This is a genomic window from Paenibacillus sp. FSL M7-1455, from assembly GCF_038004655.1.
GTDB classification, from domain to species: Bacteria; Bacillota; Bacilli; order Paenibacillales; family Paenibacillaceae; genus Paenibacillus_AQ; species Paenibacillus_AQ cookii.
The window spans coordinates 5,084,348-5,102,037 of the sequence record NZ_JBBORO010000001.1 but is presented as its reverse complement, the minus strand read 5'-3'; the positions used below and the strand labels follow the sequence as shown (position 1 = coordinate 5,102,037).

The window sequence follows — 17,690 nt, the reverse complement described above, 5'->3', positions numbered from 1 at the left end:
ACAGAAGACATGAAAATGCTTTTGCGTGCCGAAGCGATGAAAATCCAATGGAAAATCGTTTTTTTGCTGGCTTTGCTCGATACGCTGATCAATGCAGCCATGGGCGTAGGGCAGCTCCAAAGTTTGAAGGAATTTTTTGCGCCGAGCTGGACGACCCTTTATATCCACAGCGTGAATCTTCACTCGATGTTTTTCTTTCCTCTCTATTGCGGGATTCTGGCTTCCTTATTGTGTATGTACGAGCACCGGGATGGGGGCTGGAAGATCGTGCTTGGATCTCCCGGTCCGCGGCATAACGTATTCTATGCCAAATACTTGGTGTTAATCGGGATTCTGGCATTGGTGCAACTTGTATTCATGTTGGGCTACCTTGCCGCAGGAAAGCTGGCGGGCGCTCCGGGAAGCATTCCTTGGGGAACGTTGCTGTATACCGGACTTGGGGGATGGATCGGCATTCTACCGCTCGCCGCCCTGCAGCTGATCGTTTCCATTAAAGTGCGCAATTTCGGCGCTTCCCTGGCGTTGTCCGTAGGTTATGTCGTGCCGAACATCGTGCTGACCGGGTTTCATTCCGCGATCGGAGCCTGGCTTCCGTTTACGATTCCCTATTACGTGATGATGCCGCAGGCGGCCATCTATGCCCCAAGGGTCGAACCATACAGTTTATGGGCGATTACGTTGGTTACGGGAGCGGCTTATTTGCTTCTCGGGCAGCGCTTTTTTGAAAAAAGAGACTGGTTATAAATGATCGATTGCGGCATGATCAGGGGGCGTAACCTTTCGGGGCATGCTCATGGTAATGCCTTTTCGCATTCATCGTTTTTTCCACCAGGCAGCTTACTCTTGTTGCCGCGAAAAAAACACCTTCAAAGATGCTTCCATACCTTACGAGATGGTTGCATGTTCTTGAAGGTGTTTTATTTTGCCTTTTTATATTGCCACTAATCTATAACGGATTTCGGTAAAGGCGGCGCTTTGAAGGCATCGTCTGTTATAGATTGTCAAGCAGGTTGTCCGCAGTGAGTTGGATATGCGTTCTAAAGATGTCGACGGCACGATCGCTGTCGCGGCTAAGAACGGCATCGGTTAATGCTTTATGTTCGGCGCGGCCATCGCGGGTCGGCTGCTGTTGGAACGACCAATGTCGATAAAATTCGCTCAAATCCCAAAGGCGTCTGCAGAAATCCAGGAGAAGCGCATTGGGGCATGCGGCGATAAGCTGGTAATGAAATTGACGGTGGATGTCGGACCACTCTTCGCGAATGGCAAGCTTTTGATCCGCTTCCTCGTATTCGGCCGTTTGCGATAATTTGTGGTGAAGGGCGATTACATTGGATTCCCATGTGAGATCGCCATGGGCGATGGACAGGCGTAATGCTGCGGATTCATTGATCAACCGCGCTTCGATGATGCTTTTCAATTCTTCTTCCGACGCCGTTTTCACGGAAAAGCCGTGATTCGGATTTTGCAAAACGAGGCCTTGGGTTGCTAACCGGGTCAGTGCTTCCCGAACGACGGCAACCGAGACATCAAAACTTTTGGCTAGTTCCGAAACGGTTAATGGAGAGCCTGGTTCATATTGCCCGGCCAAAATATCATGCCGCAGTTTCTTTGTAACATTTTCACTTAATGTGGACGAACCGTTTCTTTTCGCCATGAAGCCGACACCATCCTTTATAACATCGGGATAATCCACGTTTAAATAATTTACACTGAAACTTATAAAAAAACAAGATGAAATTCGAAAATTTAATCACAAAAATATTTATGTTTACAGAATCGATTCTGGAATATATAATCGAATCGTACAAAAAAGGAGGAGTTTACAGTGAACAACAACCCATTTGCCAAATTGCCGGAAGTCGCGGCCTTTCAGGTAACGAGTAACGATATTGTAGAGGGCTTTCCCTTGCCTCCCCAGCAATACGCGTCTGGAGTGGAGGGGGGCAAAGATCTTTCGCCCCATTTGAAATGGTCGGGTGCGCCCGAAGGCACGAAGAGTTTCGCCGTCACCGCGTATGACCCGGATGCCCCGACCGGATCGGGCCTGTGGCACTGGGCGGTCATCAACATCCCTGCCGGCGTCACCGAACTGCCTGCCGGCGCAGGCGACGAACATGGCAGCGGCTTGCCGGAAGGCGCCTTGCAACTGCCGAACGATTTGCGGCTTGAACGGTTTATCGGTGCGGCGCCTCCAGCGGGACACGGTCCTCATCGGTATTATTTTGTCGTTCACGCGCTGGATGTCGAGTAGATCGGCGTTGACCCAAGCGCCACGCCGGCTCTCCTGGGATTCACCATGCTGGGCCATACGCTGGGGAGAGCAATCCTCATGGCAACAGGTGAAGTGAAGTAACCCGAGTGTTCGCATGCTGCAAAGGGGGAGAAACGCCAGATGCTTCAACCGAAGCATCGTCATATAAGGGAGGAGAGGTGAAGCAAAACGGTTCGTCATCGAATTGTATGTCCCGTATGCCGCCAACCGATTAAAAATTTGAAGCATACGATCATTTGCGGCTGTGGGAGCAAAATCAAAAACAAAATTGCCATTAAGAAGGCGGGAGCATCATGAAGCCGATCCATGAACAAACGATTCTTGTTACGGGAGCGACGGACGGCATCGGTAAACAGACCGCGATCGATTTGGCGTCGCGGGGAGCGACCGTTATCGTGCACGGGAGAAATGACGAGCGGGGAAGGGCTGCGGTAGAGCAGATCGTCCGGTTAACGGGAAACGAAAACATTCGTTTTCATAAGGCGGACTTTTCGTCGCTTGCCGAAGTGCAGCGGTTCGCAGCGGAGGTACAGGCCGAGTATGCAGGTCTCGATGCGCTGATCAACAACGCGGGTACCGGTGGAACAGGAGCGCGCGCCTTAAGCCGGGACGGATATGAGCTTATGCTTGCCGTCAATTATTTGGCCCCGTATCTGCTGACCGGTTTGCTGCTGCCCATGTTGAAAGCCAATTCGGCGCGGGTCGTGAATGTTGCGTCCGCAAGTCAGAAACGGATCGATTTATCCGACTTGATGCTGGAACGAGGTTATTCGCCGTTAGCGGCCTATCAGCAAAGCAAGCTTGCACTCGTAGCGTTCACGTTCGAGTTGGCCGAAACGTTCCGGAGTACCGGGATCACCAGCAACTGCTTGCATCCCGGAACGTACCTCGATACGAAAATGGTGCGCGAAAGCGGAGTTACTCCGCTGGGCAGCGTCCGTTCCGGAGCAGATGCGGTCGTCCATCTGGCTGTTTCGGCCGAACTCGAAGGAGTGACGGGGAAATACTTCGATCGAAAGAGGGAAGCAACTGCCGACAAGCAAGCCTATGACGGCCCATTTCGCCGCAGGCTGTGGGAGCTCAGCGCGCGCTTGACTGGTTTGGATCTGCAATGATAGCCCAGTGGAACAAGTGACCCTGCGGACTTCGAACGATATACGAATATTTTGGAGAATCGAAAGACCGGGATTCCTTGATGAACAAGGAGTTCCGGTCTTTTACTTTATGATTCGTGGGCAACGGTTCACTTCACATAGGTTTTTCACTTATTGTTGGCAGGCTCGAAATCAAACCCCTTGCTATTTATCTTCAAATCACATATTATATAATTAATAATCTTAAATTAGAGATTTTGTAAAAGGAGGCATCGCATCATGACCATGCTGAAAACAGCAGGCATTCACCATATAACGGCATTCGTGAACAACGCGCAGCAAAACGTCGATTTTCACGCCGGCGTCCTCGGGTTGAGACTGGTCAAAAAGACGATTAACTTTGACGCACCCGAAGTATATCATTTGTATTTTGGCAACGAAAACGGCAGCCCCGGCACGATCATCACGTTTTTTCCGCAGGACAATGCGAGAACGGGCGTCATCGGCGGCGGGCAAGTAAGCATGACGGTATATGCCATTCCGGCCGGCAGCATGGACTTTTGGGCGAAACGCCTCGATTCCTTTGGAATCCGTCATGAAACAACTTCCCGGTTCGGGGAGAGCTACCTGCGTTTCTTCGATCCATCGGGATTGCAAATCGAGCTCGTGGAACGCGAGGAAGGAGCGCCAAGCCGCTGGTCCTTTAACGGCATTCCGGCGGAACATGCGATCAAAGGATTTGGAGGCGCGATGCTCAGCAGCATCTCCTCGAAAAATACGATGCTCGTGCTGGAAAAAGTGCTAGGTCTCGGGCGCGTGGCCGAAGAAAACGGCCTTGTTCGCTTTAAAGGATTCGGGGACATCGGCAACATCATCGACGTCAATGCCGAAAACGCCCCGTGGGGCGATCCCGGCGCAGGCACGGTGCATCACATCGCATGGCGGGCCAAAGACTATGAAGAACATGAGCAATGGCGCGCGCTGTTGGCGGAAATCGGCTTCCAGCCGACGCCGGTCATTGACCGCCAGTATTTTAATGCGATATACTTCCGTGAACCGGGAGGTATTTTGTTCGAAATCGCGACCGATCCTCCGGGCTTTGCCCGCGACGAAACTTTCGAGGAACTGGGCACGCATTTGATGCTGCCGGAATGGTACGAGCCGCAGCGCGAATTGATCGAACAAATATTGACCAAGCTTGAAGTACGTGAAGTGAAGGGAGAATTCCAATGAGCAATTTAAGCATGAAACATGTATTCAAACAAGGTTCCGATCCGGCTGCGCCGGTGCTGGTCCTTTTGCATGGCACCGGGGGCAACGAGCATGACCTGCTGCCGCTGGCCGAGATGCTTTCGCCGGAATCGTCCGTGCTGGGCGTGCGCGGCAACGTGCTCGAAAACGGCATGCCGCGCTTTTTCCGCCGGTTGGCGGAAGGCGTGTTCGACGAAGAAGACTTGGTGTTCCGCACGAAAGAGCTGAACGATTTTCTCGACGAAGCGGCGAAGGCATACGGCCTGCAGCGCGAGCGCATGATCGCCGTCGGCTTCTCGAACGGCGCCAACATCGCCGCCAGCCTGCTGTTCCATTACGAGCATGCGCTGTGGGGAGCGGTGCTGCTCAATCCGATGGTGCCGCTGCGCGGCAAGCAGCTGCCGGATTTGACCGGGGTTCCGGTCTTTATCGGCGCAGGCAAAAACGACCCGCTCTGCTCCGTGTCCGAAACGGAAGAGCTCCAGTCGCTATTGTCCGGAGCGGGAGCCGAGGTTCAAGTGCATTGGGACAACCAGGGCCATCAGCTGAGCAAAAGGGAGCTGTACGCCGCCTCCGACTGGCTGGATAACCGCTTCTAAATCTATAAGGGAGAACCTCCTGTCCTGACATGGGACGGGAGGTTTTTTGCGTTGTGGCGATCCGCGACCCGAAATCGATTTTTCCGAAATTCCTCTTGAAAAAACGCCGCAAAAAAGGTACGGTACTGAGTAATAAACTTTTAAGGCGAGAATCAAAGCCCGGAAGCGATAAATGCGGGCTGATGGAGTGAGGGGAACAAAATGAAGGAACATGTGCAAGAAACGGCTGCGGGCGTTGCCAATCCGGCGCCGGAAGTCAGCGACCAATCGGTTTCGATGGAGGATATCGTGCGAGCCCATCACGTGCTGCGCGAGGTGATCGTGCGCACGCCGCTTCAGCACGATGCCGTGCTGTCGGCGAAATACAAATGCAACGTCTATTTGAAAAGGGAAGATTTGCAGGTCGTGCGGTCCTTTAAAATCCGCGGCGCTTACAACATGATTCGCAACTTAACGGATGAAGAGCGGGCAAGGGGCATCGTGTGCGCAAGCGCGGGCAACCATGCCCAAGGCGTCGCATTCTCCTGCAATGCCCTTGGCATCCAAGGCAAAATATATATGCCGAGCACGACGCCGAACCAGAAGGTGAAGCAGGTCAAGCGTTTCGGCGGCAGCAACGTCGAAGTCGTCCTGATCGGCGATACGTTCGACGACGCTTTCGAGCAGGCGATGAAGGCTTGCAAAGAGCAGGGCATGACGTTTATCCACCCGTTCGACGCCCCGAAAATTATCGCGGGCAACGGCACGGTCGGAATGGAAATCATGGAGAGCCTGGACGTGCCGGCGGATTACGTATTCGTAACGATCGGAGGCGGCGGCCTGGCGGCGGGAGTGGGCTTGTACATCAAAGCCGTCAGCCCTTCGACGAAGGTGATCGGCGTGGAGCCGTCGGGAGCGGCTTCGATGAGCGAAGCTTTGCTGCGCCGTGAAGTGGTGACGCTGGAGGAGATCGACAAATTCGTCGACGGGGCCGCGGTCAAACGGGTAGGGGACATGCCGTACGCGATTTGCGCGAGCAAGCTCGACGACATCGTGAAGGTGCCGGAAGGCAAAGCGTGCACGACCATCCTTGACCTGTACAACGAAAACGCGATCGTCGTGGAGCCGGCGGGCGCCCTGCCGGTCGCCGCGCTGGACCTGTACAGCGAGCAGATCCAAGGCAAAAACGTCGTCTGCATCATCAGCGGCGGCAACAACGATATCGACCGGATGCAGGAAATCAAGGAGCGTTCCTTGATGTACGAAGGCATCAAACATTATTTCATGATCAATTTCCCGCAGCGTTCCGGCGCGCTCCGCGAGTTTCTCGAGGACGTGCTCGGCCCCGGCGACGACATCACCAACTTCGAATATACGAAAAAGCATAACAAGGAAAACGGCCCGGCGCTGGTCGGCATCGAGCTCAACAGCAAAGAGGACTACCTGCCGCTGATCGAGCGCATGAACCGCAAAGGGCTGCAGTATACCGAGCTGAACAAGGACTCGAATTTGTACAATATTCTGATTTAATTGTTCTTCTATCCCCCGCGTAAGCCGGCTTGACGGCTAGCGCGGGGTTTTTTGCATGAGCATCGGAACGGTCGGTAATAGGGGATTTTTATGTTGCCGCCGTCATGCGCGTTTTCTGTTTTTTCCGTTTCCCCGGCCTTTCGCTGTCCCATCGGAAGGTGAACACCGCGAGCGCGACGCAAACGACGGTAAAGCCTAAGAGAATGCCGAGCGGGAGCCAGAGCGCAGAGACCGCTTCCCCCGGGGATACCGCGATTCGCATCGCTTCGACGAGGTAGTGGAAAGGCTGCAATTTCCCGATGACGACGACCCACTTGGGCGCATGCGCCAGCGAATAAAAGGTTTCGCTCGTAAACAGCATCGGAAAGCCGATCAGATTGGAAATCATGTTCACGTTGCTTTCGTCGCGGGACAAATTCGCCGCGATAAAACCGATGGCCGTGAAGCAGACCGTTCCGACGAGCAGCACGACGAGCACGAGCAGAAGAGAGAGCAGGCCCAAACGCGTACCGAGAAGAACGGCGCCCACCAGCAGCACGCATCCGCTTACCACCAGCATGAGAACCGTTCTGGCACCCGTTGAAAAGGCCGCCTTCCGGGATGATCCGGAAAACGGCCGCAAACGTTACAAGAAATAATTCGTGATCGCCTGATCGCTGGCCAGCACGGCCTCGCTGTCGAGCTTTTTTTTCAAATAGGCCTTGTCCGAAGAGATGAAGATGCTCATGAGCAGATCGACGACGAACAGGAAGGTGATATGATTGGATAAAAGCGCGCTGTTGCTCACCGAGATTTTGTCCGGCACGATGATGTTTACGTCCGCGTTTTCGGTAATCGGCGACGAATCGTAACAGGTGATCGCGACGGTTTTGGCTTGCTTGACCTGCGCGATCGCAACGGTGTCCGCCACTTCCTTCGTGGAACCGGAGCGGGAGAAGGCGACGACGGCGTCTTCCTTGCCGCATTGGGAGGCGGCGATTTTCATGGCGCGGCTGTCGTTCAGCGCTTCGGCATGGATGCCGATAATCGCCAGGCGGTTCTTCAGGGCGATGGCTGCCAGATAGGAATCGAAGAGGCCGATCACGTAAATCCGCCGTGCCCCTTTCAGAATGTCAACGACGCGGAGGAGCTGCTCTTCGGTGACAAGCGCGGACGTATTGACGATCAATTCGTTGTAATCGAGGGCCAGCGCGTCGATCGGGTTGATTTCCCGCCGTTCTTTTTTCTTGGCCTGCATATCGCGGTAAAAAGCGTCCTGGGCAAAAGCGATTTTAAAATCGTTAAAGCCCTTGAAGCCTATTTTTTTGCAAAATCGGTTGATGCTCGTTTCCGATACGCCGATTTCATTGGCAATGGCCGTGATCGTGTTGCGCGTAATAAAATCCGGATTGTGTATGACGAAATTGGCGATCTGGTTTTCGCCGAAGGTCAATTTTTGGGTTTGGGACACGATTTTTGCGATGACGGCCGGAATCTGTGAAGACATGATACCTCCTCCTGATCTAACGCTGGAAATGACGAATCCGGTAAATTTTCGTTAGCTTTCCTCATTATATCACACCGGGTGAGGGATGCAGAGGCCGCGACATCCAACATTTGCAGGCTTCGATCCGCCGTTGGAATTGTTCCGCCGTCATCAGCCCTTCCTTGATCAGGTAAACGTAATCCAGCAGGTTCGGGAGGCAGGGAAGGTTCAGCAGCGTTTTGCAAAAGGCATGGGCCGCGATTTCGCTGCATTGTGCCACGCTTGCCTTTTTCGTATACGGTCCGAGCCTAAAAACCTCGATTCGCTCCAGCCTTTCGTTCGTAAAAGCTCCGTCCCGATACTCCAAAAAATGAAAAAACTCGTGCGCCAAATGAATGTCGATCAGCAGGTTCAAATCCGCTTCGGGATTGGATGGCCGGGACGTTTCGCGCGGCTCCGCCAGCACTTCCCGGGACACGCGCCGCATCCCCTCCAAAGAATCCGCGTACACGATGATTTCGGGCGGATTCGCGGCAAAATCGATTTGCGCCCGAAAAGCGACGCCGTGAAACGTGCCGGAGGCATGCGTGACCGCGTAGCGGAGCCCGGCTTCCCTGCACATTTCCCGGATGCTTTTCCCCCGGTATGGCGCTGCCGCAAGGCGGCCGGCCCGAAGCGAGGCATGAACGTAATACGGAATGTCGGCTTCCGGGATTTTATGAAAAAGCAGGTCGCGCCCGAGCTCCAGGCAGCCCATGATTTCATCGGATAAAGCGCAGAGGGGGAAGGGAAGGACAGGCATCCGGACGAACCTCCTTTTTGATGTCGAAATCCCGAAGCTTTACTGATAGGCGACAACCAGCATCTCATCTTCGTCCAGCAGCATTTCGGTTTCGATGTCCAGAATCGAGAGCAGCTGCTCTTTGGTCTGCATGCCGGTCAAATCCAGCATCTTTTCCTTGTAAAATACGAACACCTTCGGAATGGTGGCATTGGCGTCGGAATAAACGGTGTTTTCGTCCAGAAAATCGTTCAATGCACCGCGGTCGGACTTGGGCACCGCTTTATAATGGGCGTTGTTTTTCTTGAAGCGGACGACGCCTTCGCGGTCCAGGACGCTGACGCCGCTCGTTTTCTTTTTCATCAGCCCGAAAAAGGACTTTTTGACGCTTTCGCTGGCAAACAGGCTCCAGCGCCCCGTTTGTGCCGCAAGCACGGTGGCTTCGGCCGGCTGATCGATCGAGCTCGCGGCGATCTCCTGCATCTGCCGGACCGGCATCGCCTCCTGGGCAAGATCCTTGGAGCGAAGTTCGGTGGAGCCGGTGGCGACGGCCCGCAGAATGTTTTTCTGGCTGTCGATTTCGATCGTCACCTCCACGGTCTCCTCGGAGGCTCCGGACTTGACGATCCGCTCGACGATATCGGCCCGGATGCGTTTGATGTCCTCTTCGGTCGGATTTACGACGGTGCGCTCCAGCTGTTCCTTGACCATGGCCAGCGCGACGCCGATCGTGGAGACGTAAGGGGCGTTGTTCGCGATCCGGCATTTGAAGCCTTCGCGTTCGGCCATGGCGGGCACGAGCACCGCGCCGCTGCCCCCGCCGCCGACGAGCGTAACGAAGCTTCGGTCCAACTCGTAGTCGTCGATCATTGCGTTGACGGTTTTCATCGTTTTATCGATGGCGATGTCCATCGCCTGTCTGGCCGCCTCCTCCACGCTAACCCCGACGGCTCCCGCCAGCGCCTCCCAGGCTTTCAGCGCCGCTTCTTTATTGCCTTTCGCATAGTCCCCTTCCGGAACGTATCCGAGAATGTTGGCGGCCCCGGCAAGGGTGTAGGCATATTCCTTTCCGTTCGCGCATCCGCAGACCGCGTATTCGGCCGGGTCGCCCGCCCTTGGGCTGATGAAGCGGACCCCGGGGCTGACGATATCGTCGGCGGATGCAAAAGCTTCGTATTCCTTGCCGGCAATATGCGCGCTGCGCGGACCGACGTCGGCGATGCGCCCGCCCGAGACCTTGATCATGCTGCCGCCGGCGATGCCGAGCGTGCGGACGTCCAGGGACTGCAGGTATGTGCGGTGTCCGCCGACCTCGGCGTTTTTGATCATGACCTTGCCGTTTTTAATGACGGAAATGTCGACGCTGGTGCCGCCGACCTCAAAGAAGATGCCGTCCGAAATTTTTTCGTACATCAGCGCCCCCGCAACCCCGGCGGCCAGGCCGGACAACATCGTCAGAATCGGCCGCTTCCGCACCTCGTCGATGCTCATGACGCCGCCGTCGCAGCGCATAATCATGAGCTGGGACGAAATGTTCGCGTCTTTGACGGACTTTTCGGTCATATTGGCGGTCTCCATCATTTTCGGGATAAGCGAGGCGTTGATCACGGCGGTGCGTGTCCGGGTTTTTAGGCCGTAGAGCTGGCTGATTTCGTGGCCGCCCGTTGCATACACGCCTTTGCGGGCCGCAAGCTCGATGACGCGGAGCTCGTTGGCAGGATCGTCGACGCTGTAGGCTTCGGAAGCGACGATGACTTCGGCGCCCTGCCGGATGAGCTCGTCGATGGCGGCTTCGATCTGATCGTCCGTCAAGTTTTTCGAATCGAGATAGGTGTGGTAGGTTTGCAGATATTTCCCCGGCGCAAGCTCGATATCCCCGGGATTGGATTCGGAGCGGGCGCTGAGGCCGTCCAGGCCGGAGCCCATGCCGATGATGCCGACGCGGGCCACGTCGCCTTCCAGCAAAGCGTTAGTCGCCTGTGTGGTGCCGTGGGCGATAAAGACGACGTCTTCGGGATCGATGCCTTTGCTGCTCAGAATGCGATTCAGAATTTGCACGATCCCTTTCGCCACGCCGTCCGGGTCATGGTGCGTGGTCGGGATTTTCATTTTTTCGATGACTTCGAACGTTTCGTTGTCGATCAAGGCCGCGTCGGTGAACGTGCCGCCGACGTCGATGCCTACTCGAACCTTTCGTCTGTGCATAATGTCCTCCTGAGATGACGGGCAAAGAACCTTTTGCGGGGCCCTTCGCCCGGTTTTGTCGATGTCGGGAAGCATCGGTCCAGATGCCGGTTAACCGCGGTTAAAACACCATAAACGATCCGATGATCACCGAGATCAGCACGGACGCCATCGTCCAAGACAGCGTCTTTTTCAAAATTTCGTTGATGTCGCTTTTCGTGAAATCGGCGACCCACACGTTATGGGAGTTGGTCGGGTCGGACACGGACTGTACGTTGCTGACCGCGCGCAGGGCAAGCATGGCCGCGACCGGCGACATACCCGCCGTCACGAAAAGGGCGGCGATGCCGCTGCCGAGTCCCCACACATTCAGCGGTCCGCGGTAAATCGCCAGCGGCGACAAAATCGTAAAGAACAGGATGTACGTAAGCGGGCTGCCCGGCAGCACGGTTTCGATCAGCGGCGAAATGACGGCCGATACCTGCGGCGACATGACGGAGCTGAGCAGGATGCCGATCCCGATCATCAGCGCCATCGCCCCGGCGACGTCCTGGATGCCCTCCACCAATGCGCTGGAGAGGATGTGGATCGGACGTTTGGGCCAAGTGAGCAGCAGGGTGACGATCGCGCCGACGATGACGGCCGGGACGATGTCGATCTTGAAGATAAAGACGAGAATGACCGGCACGAGCGGGCTGATCAGCGCAAACGCCGGCACCTTGTTGTTGTCGCCGGGTGTGGCGGCAGGCATCGACCAGGCTTTGCGGCCTTTGCCGTCCTTTTGCACGTAGAAGACGATCATGATGAGCGAAATGACGATCAGCGGGAGGGCCACCACCAACGTATAATTGGCGATTTTATCGACCGAAAGCCCGAGCACATCCACGTAGACGGCCCAGTTGGAAACGTTGAAGAGGGAGCCCACGCCGACGGCCAACAGGACGACGATGGAGGCGACGAATTGGGAGATGCCTGCCGTGAGCATGATCGGAATGACGATGGTACCGACGAGGATGACCATGCCGAGCCCGCCGGCGGCGGAAAAAATGATGGATGCGGTAATAAAAAACAGAATAGCTATAAGTACGGGTTTGTCTCCGGCCAGCTCGGCCGCCTTGCGGATAATCGCTTTGGTAATGCCGACCTTGTTCAGGATTTGGCCGAACCAGGCGCCGAACACGAGGCCGGCGATGGCGCCGGACAGCTTCATGGAGCCGCCGGCCAGAACGGTTTTGGCGATGGTAACGGTGTCCGGATTGCCCGAAACCCACGGCACGCCGGCGATGACGGCGAACAGGATCGCCATGCAGGGCAGCGCCAGAATGGTCGGCAGCTTGCGCGCCATCATGAGTCCGACGAACACCAAAAAGACGAGCAGAATACCGATTGCTTGAAACCACATTGCCGTTGTCATCCAAATTTCCCCTCTCGAAATGGGCTTGAAATTCAGGCTCAAACTTTAAAGCTAGTAGTTGATAGTGCGAGGTGGCCGCTTCGGTTACGGATCGTTCTTCCGATCGCTGTTGCTCACAGATTTCTATGATTTTAACGATTCATGGTTGAAATCTGCTCACAAAGCATATGCTTCCGATGCTAGCTTTCCGTAGGAAAGCTTTTAGGCGACCGCAACCTATGCTTCCGAAGCAGTTATTTCGTAAACAGCCTTAGCTCCGCAAGAATCGATTCCGTCCCCTTCGCTGCCTTTGCTTTTAAGAACTAATTATGATAAGCGGTCCTTTCTTTAGTACAACTTTTAAACTTCCTAAACTTCCAGGTAAGCTCCTTGCTCTTTTAAAATGGTTTGCACCTTCTTGATGTCGACCTCCTGTACATTTTTACCCTCCAGCGCCGCAAGCGCTGCGGCAACGCCGCCGCCGTGGCCGATGGCGCCCGTCGTCGGCGTCGTTCTCATGGCGGCCTGCGCCTCGAAGGTGGCCGAGATGCAGCGGCCAATGACGATCAGATTTTTCACCGAACTCGTGATCATGCAGGAGTAGGGGATGCTGTACATGCCGCCCCATTCCAGCTTCTGATGTTTCGTGCCCTCGCCGTCGGGGCTGTGGATATCGATCGGGTACCCCGAATGGGCGATCGTGTCGTCGAACGTGCGCTGCTGCAAAATATCGTCCGCCGTCAGCGTGTACACGCCTTTGATTTGGCGCGAGCCGCGGACGCCGATGTTTGGGCCTGTAGACTCAACGACTGCATGTTCGAAACCTGGAATGTATTTACGGACAAAAAGTTCGAGCTCCCGGCATTGCTTGCGGCCTTCCATCTCGGCGCGGCTCACGCTGAGCGCATCGGTGGCGTCATGGCCGATGATGCGGGTCGTGTTGAGAATGACTTCGCCGGGGTTGTTCGTTTCGAAGAAGAGGATATTTTCGCGCGGGATGGAGATTTCGCCGCGTTCCTTCGCTTTTTTGAAGAGGCTGTCGAAACCGCCGACCGACAGGCGCGGCGCTTTTTCGATGATGGAGGTGTCCCCGTTGTACAGCGGAAAGTCCTCCGGATGGCTGTGAATGTATTCCTTCACCTTGGGAATGTCGACATTGTACATTTTCATTTTTAAGGTCATCGGCTGCGTTGCGCCGTCGGATTCGCGGCCTTTCGTGTATTCCGCGCCGGCCCCGGCGGAGAGGTCGCCGTCTCCCGTCGCGTCGATGAAAACGGAAGCGTGTATGTCGCTGAGCCCGGATTTGTTGCAAACCTTGATGCCGGTAATGCGCCCGTTTTCCGTCTCGACGCCGGCCAGCATCGTGTGATACAAAATTTCGCCGCCGGCTTCCGTCACCATCAGCTCAAGCTCATGTTTCATCGCTTCGGCGTCAAACGGGGTAACGGAGTAGGTGAAACCCACCGTATCGAAAATATGCCCCGGTGATTTGCCGATCCGTTTCAGCCGCTCGATCAGCTCGTTCGTAAAACCCTGGATGGCCAGCTTGTCGCCGGCATGGAACGTCATCATCGGGCCGACGCCGTTCGCCGTCAGCGTACCGCCCAAAAACCCGTGCGATTCGACGATCAGCGTCTTGGCTCCCGTTTTGGACGCGGCGATGGCCGCCATGGACCCCGAGATGCCGCCGCCCATCACGACTACGTCATATTGCTGCATGTCTAAACCCCTCTTTCCTCAAGATGGTATTCCTTGGATTGCCTTTAGGCTAACAAAATTAATTCATTTTGTAAACGCTTTTAGAAAATTATTTTCTGAATATGCGGAAATATAGAAAATCATTTACTGGGGGTGGAGTGTTTTATATATCCCTCAAAATCGAGGGAGAGTACGCATCCTGAAAGAGGAGAAATGCCCGAGGGGGCTGCTTTTCTGTAATTTAATAATCAATCAATATACAGTGTTCGCATAAAATTCAATTTGGCGGTGAGTCTGAGGTAAACTAGGCGGGGGGAGTGGAGTTACACATTTTCCAATTCCCTACTTTATAAATACTCGTGTGGGAGCAAATGAAGAATATAATAGAAGAATTATATTACGGTAACTTGAATCCTGGAGAGCAGATTATCCCCGCAGATCCTGAATATCGGCCGGTTAACAGAAAACTAACGGAATTGATCGAGGTTAATCGTTTTTGATTACAAAAGCAGGGAAATAATAATAAATTGAACCAAAATAAAAAAATATGGTAAATAATAGATTAAGATGAAATAAAAAGAAGGAGGGTTACTATGAAAAAAATCAGTTCCATTCTAGCTTCATTTGTTGTTTTTGGTTTTCTTGTGAATAGTGTCTCAGCTGAACCACTTACGGAAACGTTTCAAAATGATACCGTTGCTTCTTTAATCTCCAACGAGAAAGCAGTTATTCAATACATTGAGCCCTTTATGAAGGATTTAAAAGAACATGGCACTCTTTATTTCGAAAGTAGCCAAAATAGTCAATCTTTAGATAATAGTAAAAAGCTAGTTATCTCTCTACCAAAAGATTCGGTGGCATCAATGACGCTTGCTAATGCCTTAACAAATCTTAGCTCCACCACCTATTCAGATATGTTAGAGGTGAGGGAAGTAGAAGGAAATATATACAGTTCAAATGAATTGCAACAAGCGAATATTGGGCTTTATAATCGATGGAATGAGTTTGTCAAGCTGGGTGCAGAAATTACCCTGAATTTCGAAAGTATCGCTTCTTGAAAATATGAAAAGGGCTCCGAATCTTTGGTAGAATGGTGTTTACTTGGAACACTACACCCAAAGAGAGGAGCACCTTATAGGTGAAGTCTACCACAACGATCAGCAAAATTAAAACAGAATTTTCACTACAAAACGCAACGAGCTGCGGCGGCATCAAAATCTTCCTGGCCTTTCTCGAAAAAATCAAACTGCCGGAGGCGATGTGCAGCCTCTCCGGCGGCAAAGCGCGCAACTCCCTCTTCCCCGTTTACCGTATTCTGCTCTATCTCATCGTTGGCTGGATGCTTGGCTGCGAACGGATTTTTCATTTCCGTCGTTTGCAAAGCGACGTGCTGCTGAGGCGCTTTCTCGGCGGCCGCTGCCCGCATCACAGTCTGTTGTACAAGGAATTGATCCGGCTTGGTCGTTTCTGTCCCTCTCTGGTTAACGAACTGCGGAGGCTGAATCAAGAGATCATTCGACCCTGCTTGCCACCTGAGCTGATTCTCGATCTGGATTCCACGGTAGAGACCGTGTATGGCGATCAGTCCGGCGCGGCCAAAGGCACAAATCCACACAAGCCCGGGCGTAAGAGCTATCATCCCCTGCTTGCCTTTGAAGGCCAGAGCCGACTAAACTTGAACGCCGTGCTTCGACCGGGCAATACGCACTCTTCCACCGATGCGGCCGACTTCCTGCGGCAAACCTTTAGACTGCTCGACGAACACAAAGTGAAGTACGCAAGGTTCGACAAAGGCTTTGGCGGTGAAGATTTTTACAGCTTGTGGGAGCAGCACCACATCGGCTATGTCGGCAAGCTGAAATGGACCCAGCGGCTGGCCAAGGAAGTTGGGGCTTGTCGTTACTGGACGCGATATGTCGACGAAGAGTGGATCATCGAAGGTATTTGCTTGATCTACCAAGCGACCTCCTGGAACAAGGCGCGTCGTGTAGCGATCATCCGTAAGGCGCAAGTGTTCGAGGAGGGCCAAGGCCGCATTGTATTCGATTCGGACTGGCAGTACGAAGCCATGGTGACTAATCTGGAATGGGAACCGATCGATTTGTGGCGATTCTACAATCAGCGCTGCTGCATGGAAAATTACATTAAGGAAGCCAAGAACGGGTTTTCCATCGATCGCATTGCGACAGGTGATTTCAAAGCCAATGGTCTGGATCTGCTGATCAAGCTGCTGGCCTACAATTTGTTCGAGCGCTTCAAACGTGACTGCTGTGAGCCAGTCCATCAAGGCTATACGATTGCCCGGTTCCGTCTGGAATTCTTTTATTGCGCCGCAACGCTCATTCGGCATGGTCGCTCTATCCTACTCAAGCTTGCGAGGGACTTTCCCAGCCGTTATGTCTGGAAACGAATCGAGGTTCGAGTGGCGCAGTTAGAATAATGATAAGCAAAATTTTACATGGAAATCAGGACTGCCTCTTCATTGGGGAGGGGGAAAGACCATCTGCCGCAAGCTTCCGTCTCCACTAAAACATGGGAAACTCCCACCTTTTCACTTCTTAAGTCGCCATTGCTTTAGCATCTTGCATTGATCTTATGCACTTTCGAAATTCAGGATTACATCAACTTATACTGATGAAGAAATTGATAAGGTCATTGTTGAGGCTACGAATATTTCTGAGCAAGCGAAAAGTGCTCTTGATGAAGCATATGGAGATATTATCGAATTAAGAGTAAGTCCAGAATATAAAGGTGGAGTTCATACCATATCTAGAACTGGTAATAACTCGATTATCGGTGGTGGTGTAGCCATTAATAATAGTAGTTGCACAGTGGCCGCTACAGCTAAAAAAGGTACAGAAAGATATATTATTACAGCTGAACATTGTTTATCATCAGGCGGCGATGGAAAAACAGCCGTTAACCAAAACACCTCTAAAGTTGGAGTTGAGTGGTCTACTGCCGGAAATGGACAAGATATCGGGCTTATCAAAATTACTGAATCTGGTCGACAAATTAGTAATGGAGTAATCAAATCATCAACAACCAGTTATGATGGGTACTTTAATGGTGATGCTGGTGTCATTCAAGGCCAAAGCGTATGTAAATCTGGTATTACTACTGGATACACATGTAGCACAGTAACAAGTACAAGCTTTACTCCTACAATCAGTGGAGTAATCAGACCCGACCAGATTAAAATTTCCAACCCTAATTACTCTTTTCAGAATAATGGAGATAGCGGAGCTCCATTATTTAGTCTCAATACACTTCATGGGGTTATGTCAGGAAAGTCTAGCGTAACTGGAACAGATGCATGGGCTTCAGCTACAAAAATCTCCACATTTCATACCTATTGGTCAGATTTGACGTTGTTCACGTATGGCACCCCATATTAAAATAATAGTTGTAGCCGGTTATATTTATAACCGGCTGCAGCTA

The 17,690-nt window shown here is 53.1% G+C and carries 17 protein-coding genes; 10 read left to right on the top strand and 7 right to left on the bottom strand.

Annotated elements, in window-relative coordinates; all coding sequences use genetic code 11:
* Positions 1 to 9: 9 nt before the first annotated feature.
* A complete protein-coding gene (locus NYE48_RS23385) occupies positions 10 to 744 on the top strand; it encodes an ABC transporter permease (protein WP_341000130.1) in 735 nt (244 codons plus the stop codon).
* 247 nt (positions 745 to 991) lie between these two features.
* On the opposite strand, the gene NYE48_RS23380 is transcribed toward NYE48_RS23385, so the two are convergent.
* The gene (locus NYE48_RS23380; protein WP_341000129.1) at positions 992 to 1,657 is read right to left on the bottom strand and encodes a GntR family transcriptional regulator; all 666 of its coding nucleotides are present in this window, start codon (positions 1,655 to 1,657) and stop codon (positions 992 to 994) included.
* 171 nt (positions 1,658 to 1,828) lie between these two features.
* On the opposite strand from NYE48_RS23380, the gene NYE48_RS23375 reads away from it, so the two are divergent.
* The 5 genes from NYE48_RS23375 to ilvA all read left to right on the top strand — a co-directional run bounded on the left by NYE48_RS23375 (position 1,829) and on the right by ilvA (position 6,728).
* Positions 1,829 to 2,254 carry a YbhB/YbcL family Raf kinase inhibitor-like protein gene (locus NYE48_RS23375; RefSeq protein WP_341000128.1) on the top strand — a complete coding sequence of 142 codons (426 nt, stop codon included), beginning with the start codon at positions 1,829 to 1,831 and terminating at the stop codon, positions 2,252 to 2,254.
* Between the two features lie 314 nt (positions 2,255 to 2,568).
* The gene (locus NYE48_RS23370; RefSeq protein ID WP_341000127.1) at positions 2,569 to 3,390 is read left to right on the top strand and encodes an SDR family NAD(P)-dependent oxidoreductase; all 822 of its coding nucleotides are present in this window, start codon (positions 2,569 to 2,571) and stop codon (positions 3,388 to 3,390) included.
* Positions 3,391 to 3,654: 264 nt separating this feature from the next.
* Positions 3,655 to 4,602, top strand: coding sequence for a ring-cleaving dioxygenase (locus NYE48_RS23365; RefSeq protein ID WP_445324080.1), 948 nt, complete (start codon positions 3,655 to 3,657; stop codon positions 4,600 to 4,602).
* An 11-nt stretch (positions 4,603 to 4,613) separates the two neighbouring features.
* A complete protein-coding gene (locus NYE48_RS23360; RefSeq protein WP_341000718.1) occupies positions 4,614 to 5,219 on the top strand; it encodes an alpha/beta hydrolase in 606 nt (201 codons plus the stop codon).
* A gap of 201 nt (positions 5,220 to 5,420) precedes the next feature.
* A complete protein-coding gene (gene ilvA, locus NYE48_RS23355) occupies positions 5,421 to 6,728 on the top strand; it encodes a threonine ammonia-lyase IlvA (RefSeq protein ID WP_341000125.1) in 1,308 nt (435 codons plus the stop codon).
* Between the two features lie 88 nt (positions 6,729 to 6,816).
* Here the strand turns inward: ilvA and NYE48_RS23350 are convergent, their stop codons facing one another.
* The 6 genes from NYE48_RS23350 to NYE48_RS23325 all read right to left on the bottom strand — a co-directional run bounded on the left by NYE48_RS23350 (position 6,817) and on the right by NYE48_RS23325 (position 14,270).
* Positions 6,817 to 7,350: an ABC transporter permease gene (locus NYE48_RS23350; protein WP_341000124.1), complete on the bottom strand. Its 534-nt coding sequence runs from the start codon at positions 7,348 to 7,350 to the stop codon at positions 6,817 to 6,819.
* Between the two features lie 3 nt (positions 7,351 to 7,353).
* On the bottom strand, positions 7,354 to 8,214 hold the full coding sequence (locus NYE48_RS23345) for a MurR/RpiR family transcriptional regulator (RefSeq protein ID WP_212952460.1): 861 nt from the start codon (positions 8,212 to 8,214) through the stop codon (positions 7,354 to 7,356).
* 64 nt (positions 8,215 to 8,278) lie between these two features.
* Positions 8,279 to 8,995 carry a hypothetical protein gene (locus tag NYE48_RS23340; protein WP_341000123.1) on the bottom strand — a complete coding sequence of 239 codons (717 nt, stop codon included), beginning with the start codon at positions 8,993 to 8,995 and terminating at the stop codon, positions 8,279 to 8,281.
* Between the two features lie 39 nt (positions 8,996 to 9,034).
* On the bottom strand, positions 9,035 to 11,179 hold the full coding sequence (locus NYE48_RS23335) for a hydantoinase/oxoprolinase family protein (protein ID WP_341000122.1): 2,145 nt from the start codon (positions 11,177 to 11,179) through the stop codon (positions 9,035 to 9,037).
* A gap of 100 nt (positions 11,180 to 11,279) precedes the next feature.
* Positions 11,280 to 12,572 (bottom strand): citrate transporter, encoded by a 1,293-nt coding sequence (locus NYE48_RS23330; protein ID WP_341000121.1) that lies wholly within the window; start codon positions 12,570 to 12,572, stop codon positions 11,280 to 11,282.
* Between the two features lie 348 nt (positions 12,573 to 12,920).
* On the bottom strand, positions 12,921 to 14,270 hold the full coding sequence (locus NYE48_RS23325) for an FAD-dependent oxidoreductase (protein ID WP_341000120.1): 1,350 nt from the start codon (positions 14,268 to 14,270) through the stop codon (positions 12,921 to 12,923).
* A gap of 350 nt (positions 14,271 to 14,620) precedes the next feature.
* Here NYE48_RS23325 and NYE48_RS23320 point away from each other — a divergent pair, with 350 nt between their 5' ends.
* The 4 genes from NYE48_RS23320 (at position 14,621) to NYE48_RS23305 (ending at position 17,647) form a co-directional block, all read left to right on the top strand.
* Positions 14,621 to 14,749: a DUF6809 family protein gene (locus NYE48_RS23320; protein WP_341000119.1), complete on the top strand. Its 129-nt coding sequence runs from the start codon at positions 14,621 to 14,623 to the stop codon at positions 14,747 to 14,749.
* 93 nt (positions 14,750 to 14,842) lie between these two features.
* Positions 14,843 to 15,307, top strand: coding sequence for a hypothetical protein (locus NYE48_RS23315; protein ID WP_341000118.1), 465 nt, complete (start codon positions 14,843 to 14,845; stop codon positions 15,305 to 15,307).
* A gap of 80 nt (positions 15,308 to 15,387) precedes the next feature.
* Positions 15,388 to 16,689, top strand: coding sequence for an IS1380 family transposase (locus NYE48_RS23310; RefSeq protein ID WP_009226929.1), 1,302 nt, complete (start codon positions 15,388 to 15,390; stop codon positions 16,687 to 16,689).
* Between the two features lie 391 nt (positions 16,690 to 17,080).
* Positions 17,081 to 17,647 (top strand): trypsin-like serine protease, encoded by a 567-nt coding sequence (locus NYE48_RS23305; RefSeq protein WP_341000117.1) that lies wholly within the window; start codon positions 17,081 to 17,083, stop codon positions 17,645 to 17,647.
* Positions 17,648 to 17,690: the final 43 nt, after the last annotated feature.

Excerpts from the sequence above, each read along its gene's own strand:
- ilvA (WP_341000125.1), top strand. The coding sequence starts at position 5,421 with ATGAAGGAACATGTGCAAGAAACGGCTGCGGGCGTTGCCAATCCGGCG.
- NYE48_RS23315 (WP_341000118.1), top strand. The coding sequence starts at position 14,843 with ATGAAAAAAATCAGTTCCATTCTAGCTTCATTTGTTGTTTTTGGTTTT.
- NYE48_RS23360 (WP_341000718.1), top strand. The coding sequence starts at position 4,614 with ATGAAACATGTATTCAAACAAGGTTCCGATCCGGCTGCGCCGGTGCTG.
- NYE48_RS23335 (WP_341000122.1), bottom strand. The coding sequence starts at position 11,179 with ATGCACAGACGAAAGGTTCGAGTAGGCATCGACGTCGGCGGCACGTTC.
- NYE48_RS23365 (WP_445324080.1), top strand. The coding sequence starts at position 3,655 with ATGCTGAAAACAGCAGGCATTCACCATATAACGGCATTCGTGAACAAC.
- NYE48_RS23370 (WP_341000127.1), top strand. The coding sequence starts at position 2,569 with ATGAAGCCGATCCATGAACAAACGATTCTTGTTACGGGAGCGACGGAC.
- NYE48_RS23380 (WP_341000129.1), bottom strand. The coding sequence starts at position 1,657 with ATGGCGAAAAGAAACGGTTCGTCCACATTAAGTGAAAATGTTACAAAG.
- NYE48_RS23330 (WP_341000121.1), bottom strand. The coding sequence starts at position 12,572 with ATGACAACGGCAATGTGGTTTCAAGCAATCGGTATTCTGCTCGTCTTT.
- NYE48_RS23345 (WP_212952460.1), bottom strand. The coding sequence starts at position 8,214 with ATGTCTTCACAGATTCCGGCCGTCATCGCAAAAATCGTGTCCCAAACC.
- NYE48_RS23325 (WP_341000120.1), bottom strand. The coding sequence starts at position 14,270 with ATGCAGCAATATGACGTAGTCGTGATGGGCGGCGGCATCTCGGGGTCC.
- NYE48_RS23320 (WP_341000119.1), top strand. The coding sequence starts at position 14,621 with ATGAAGAATATAATAGAAGAATTATATTACGGTAACTTGAATCCTGGA.
- NYE48_RS23340 (WP_341000123.1), bottom strand. The coding sequence starts at position 8,995 with ATGCCTGTCCTTCCCTTCCCCCTCTGCGCTTTATCCGATGAAATCATG.
- NYE48_RS23385 (WP_341000130.1), top strand. The coding sequence starts at position 10 with ATGAAAATGCTTTTGCGTGCCGAAGCGATGAAAATCCAATGGAAAATC.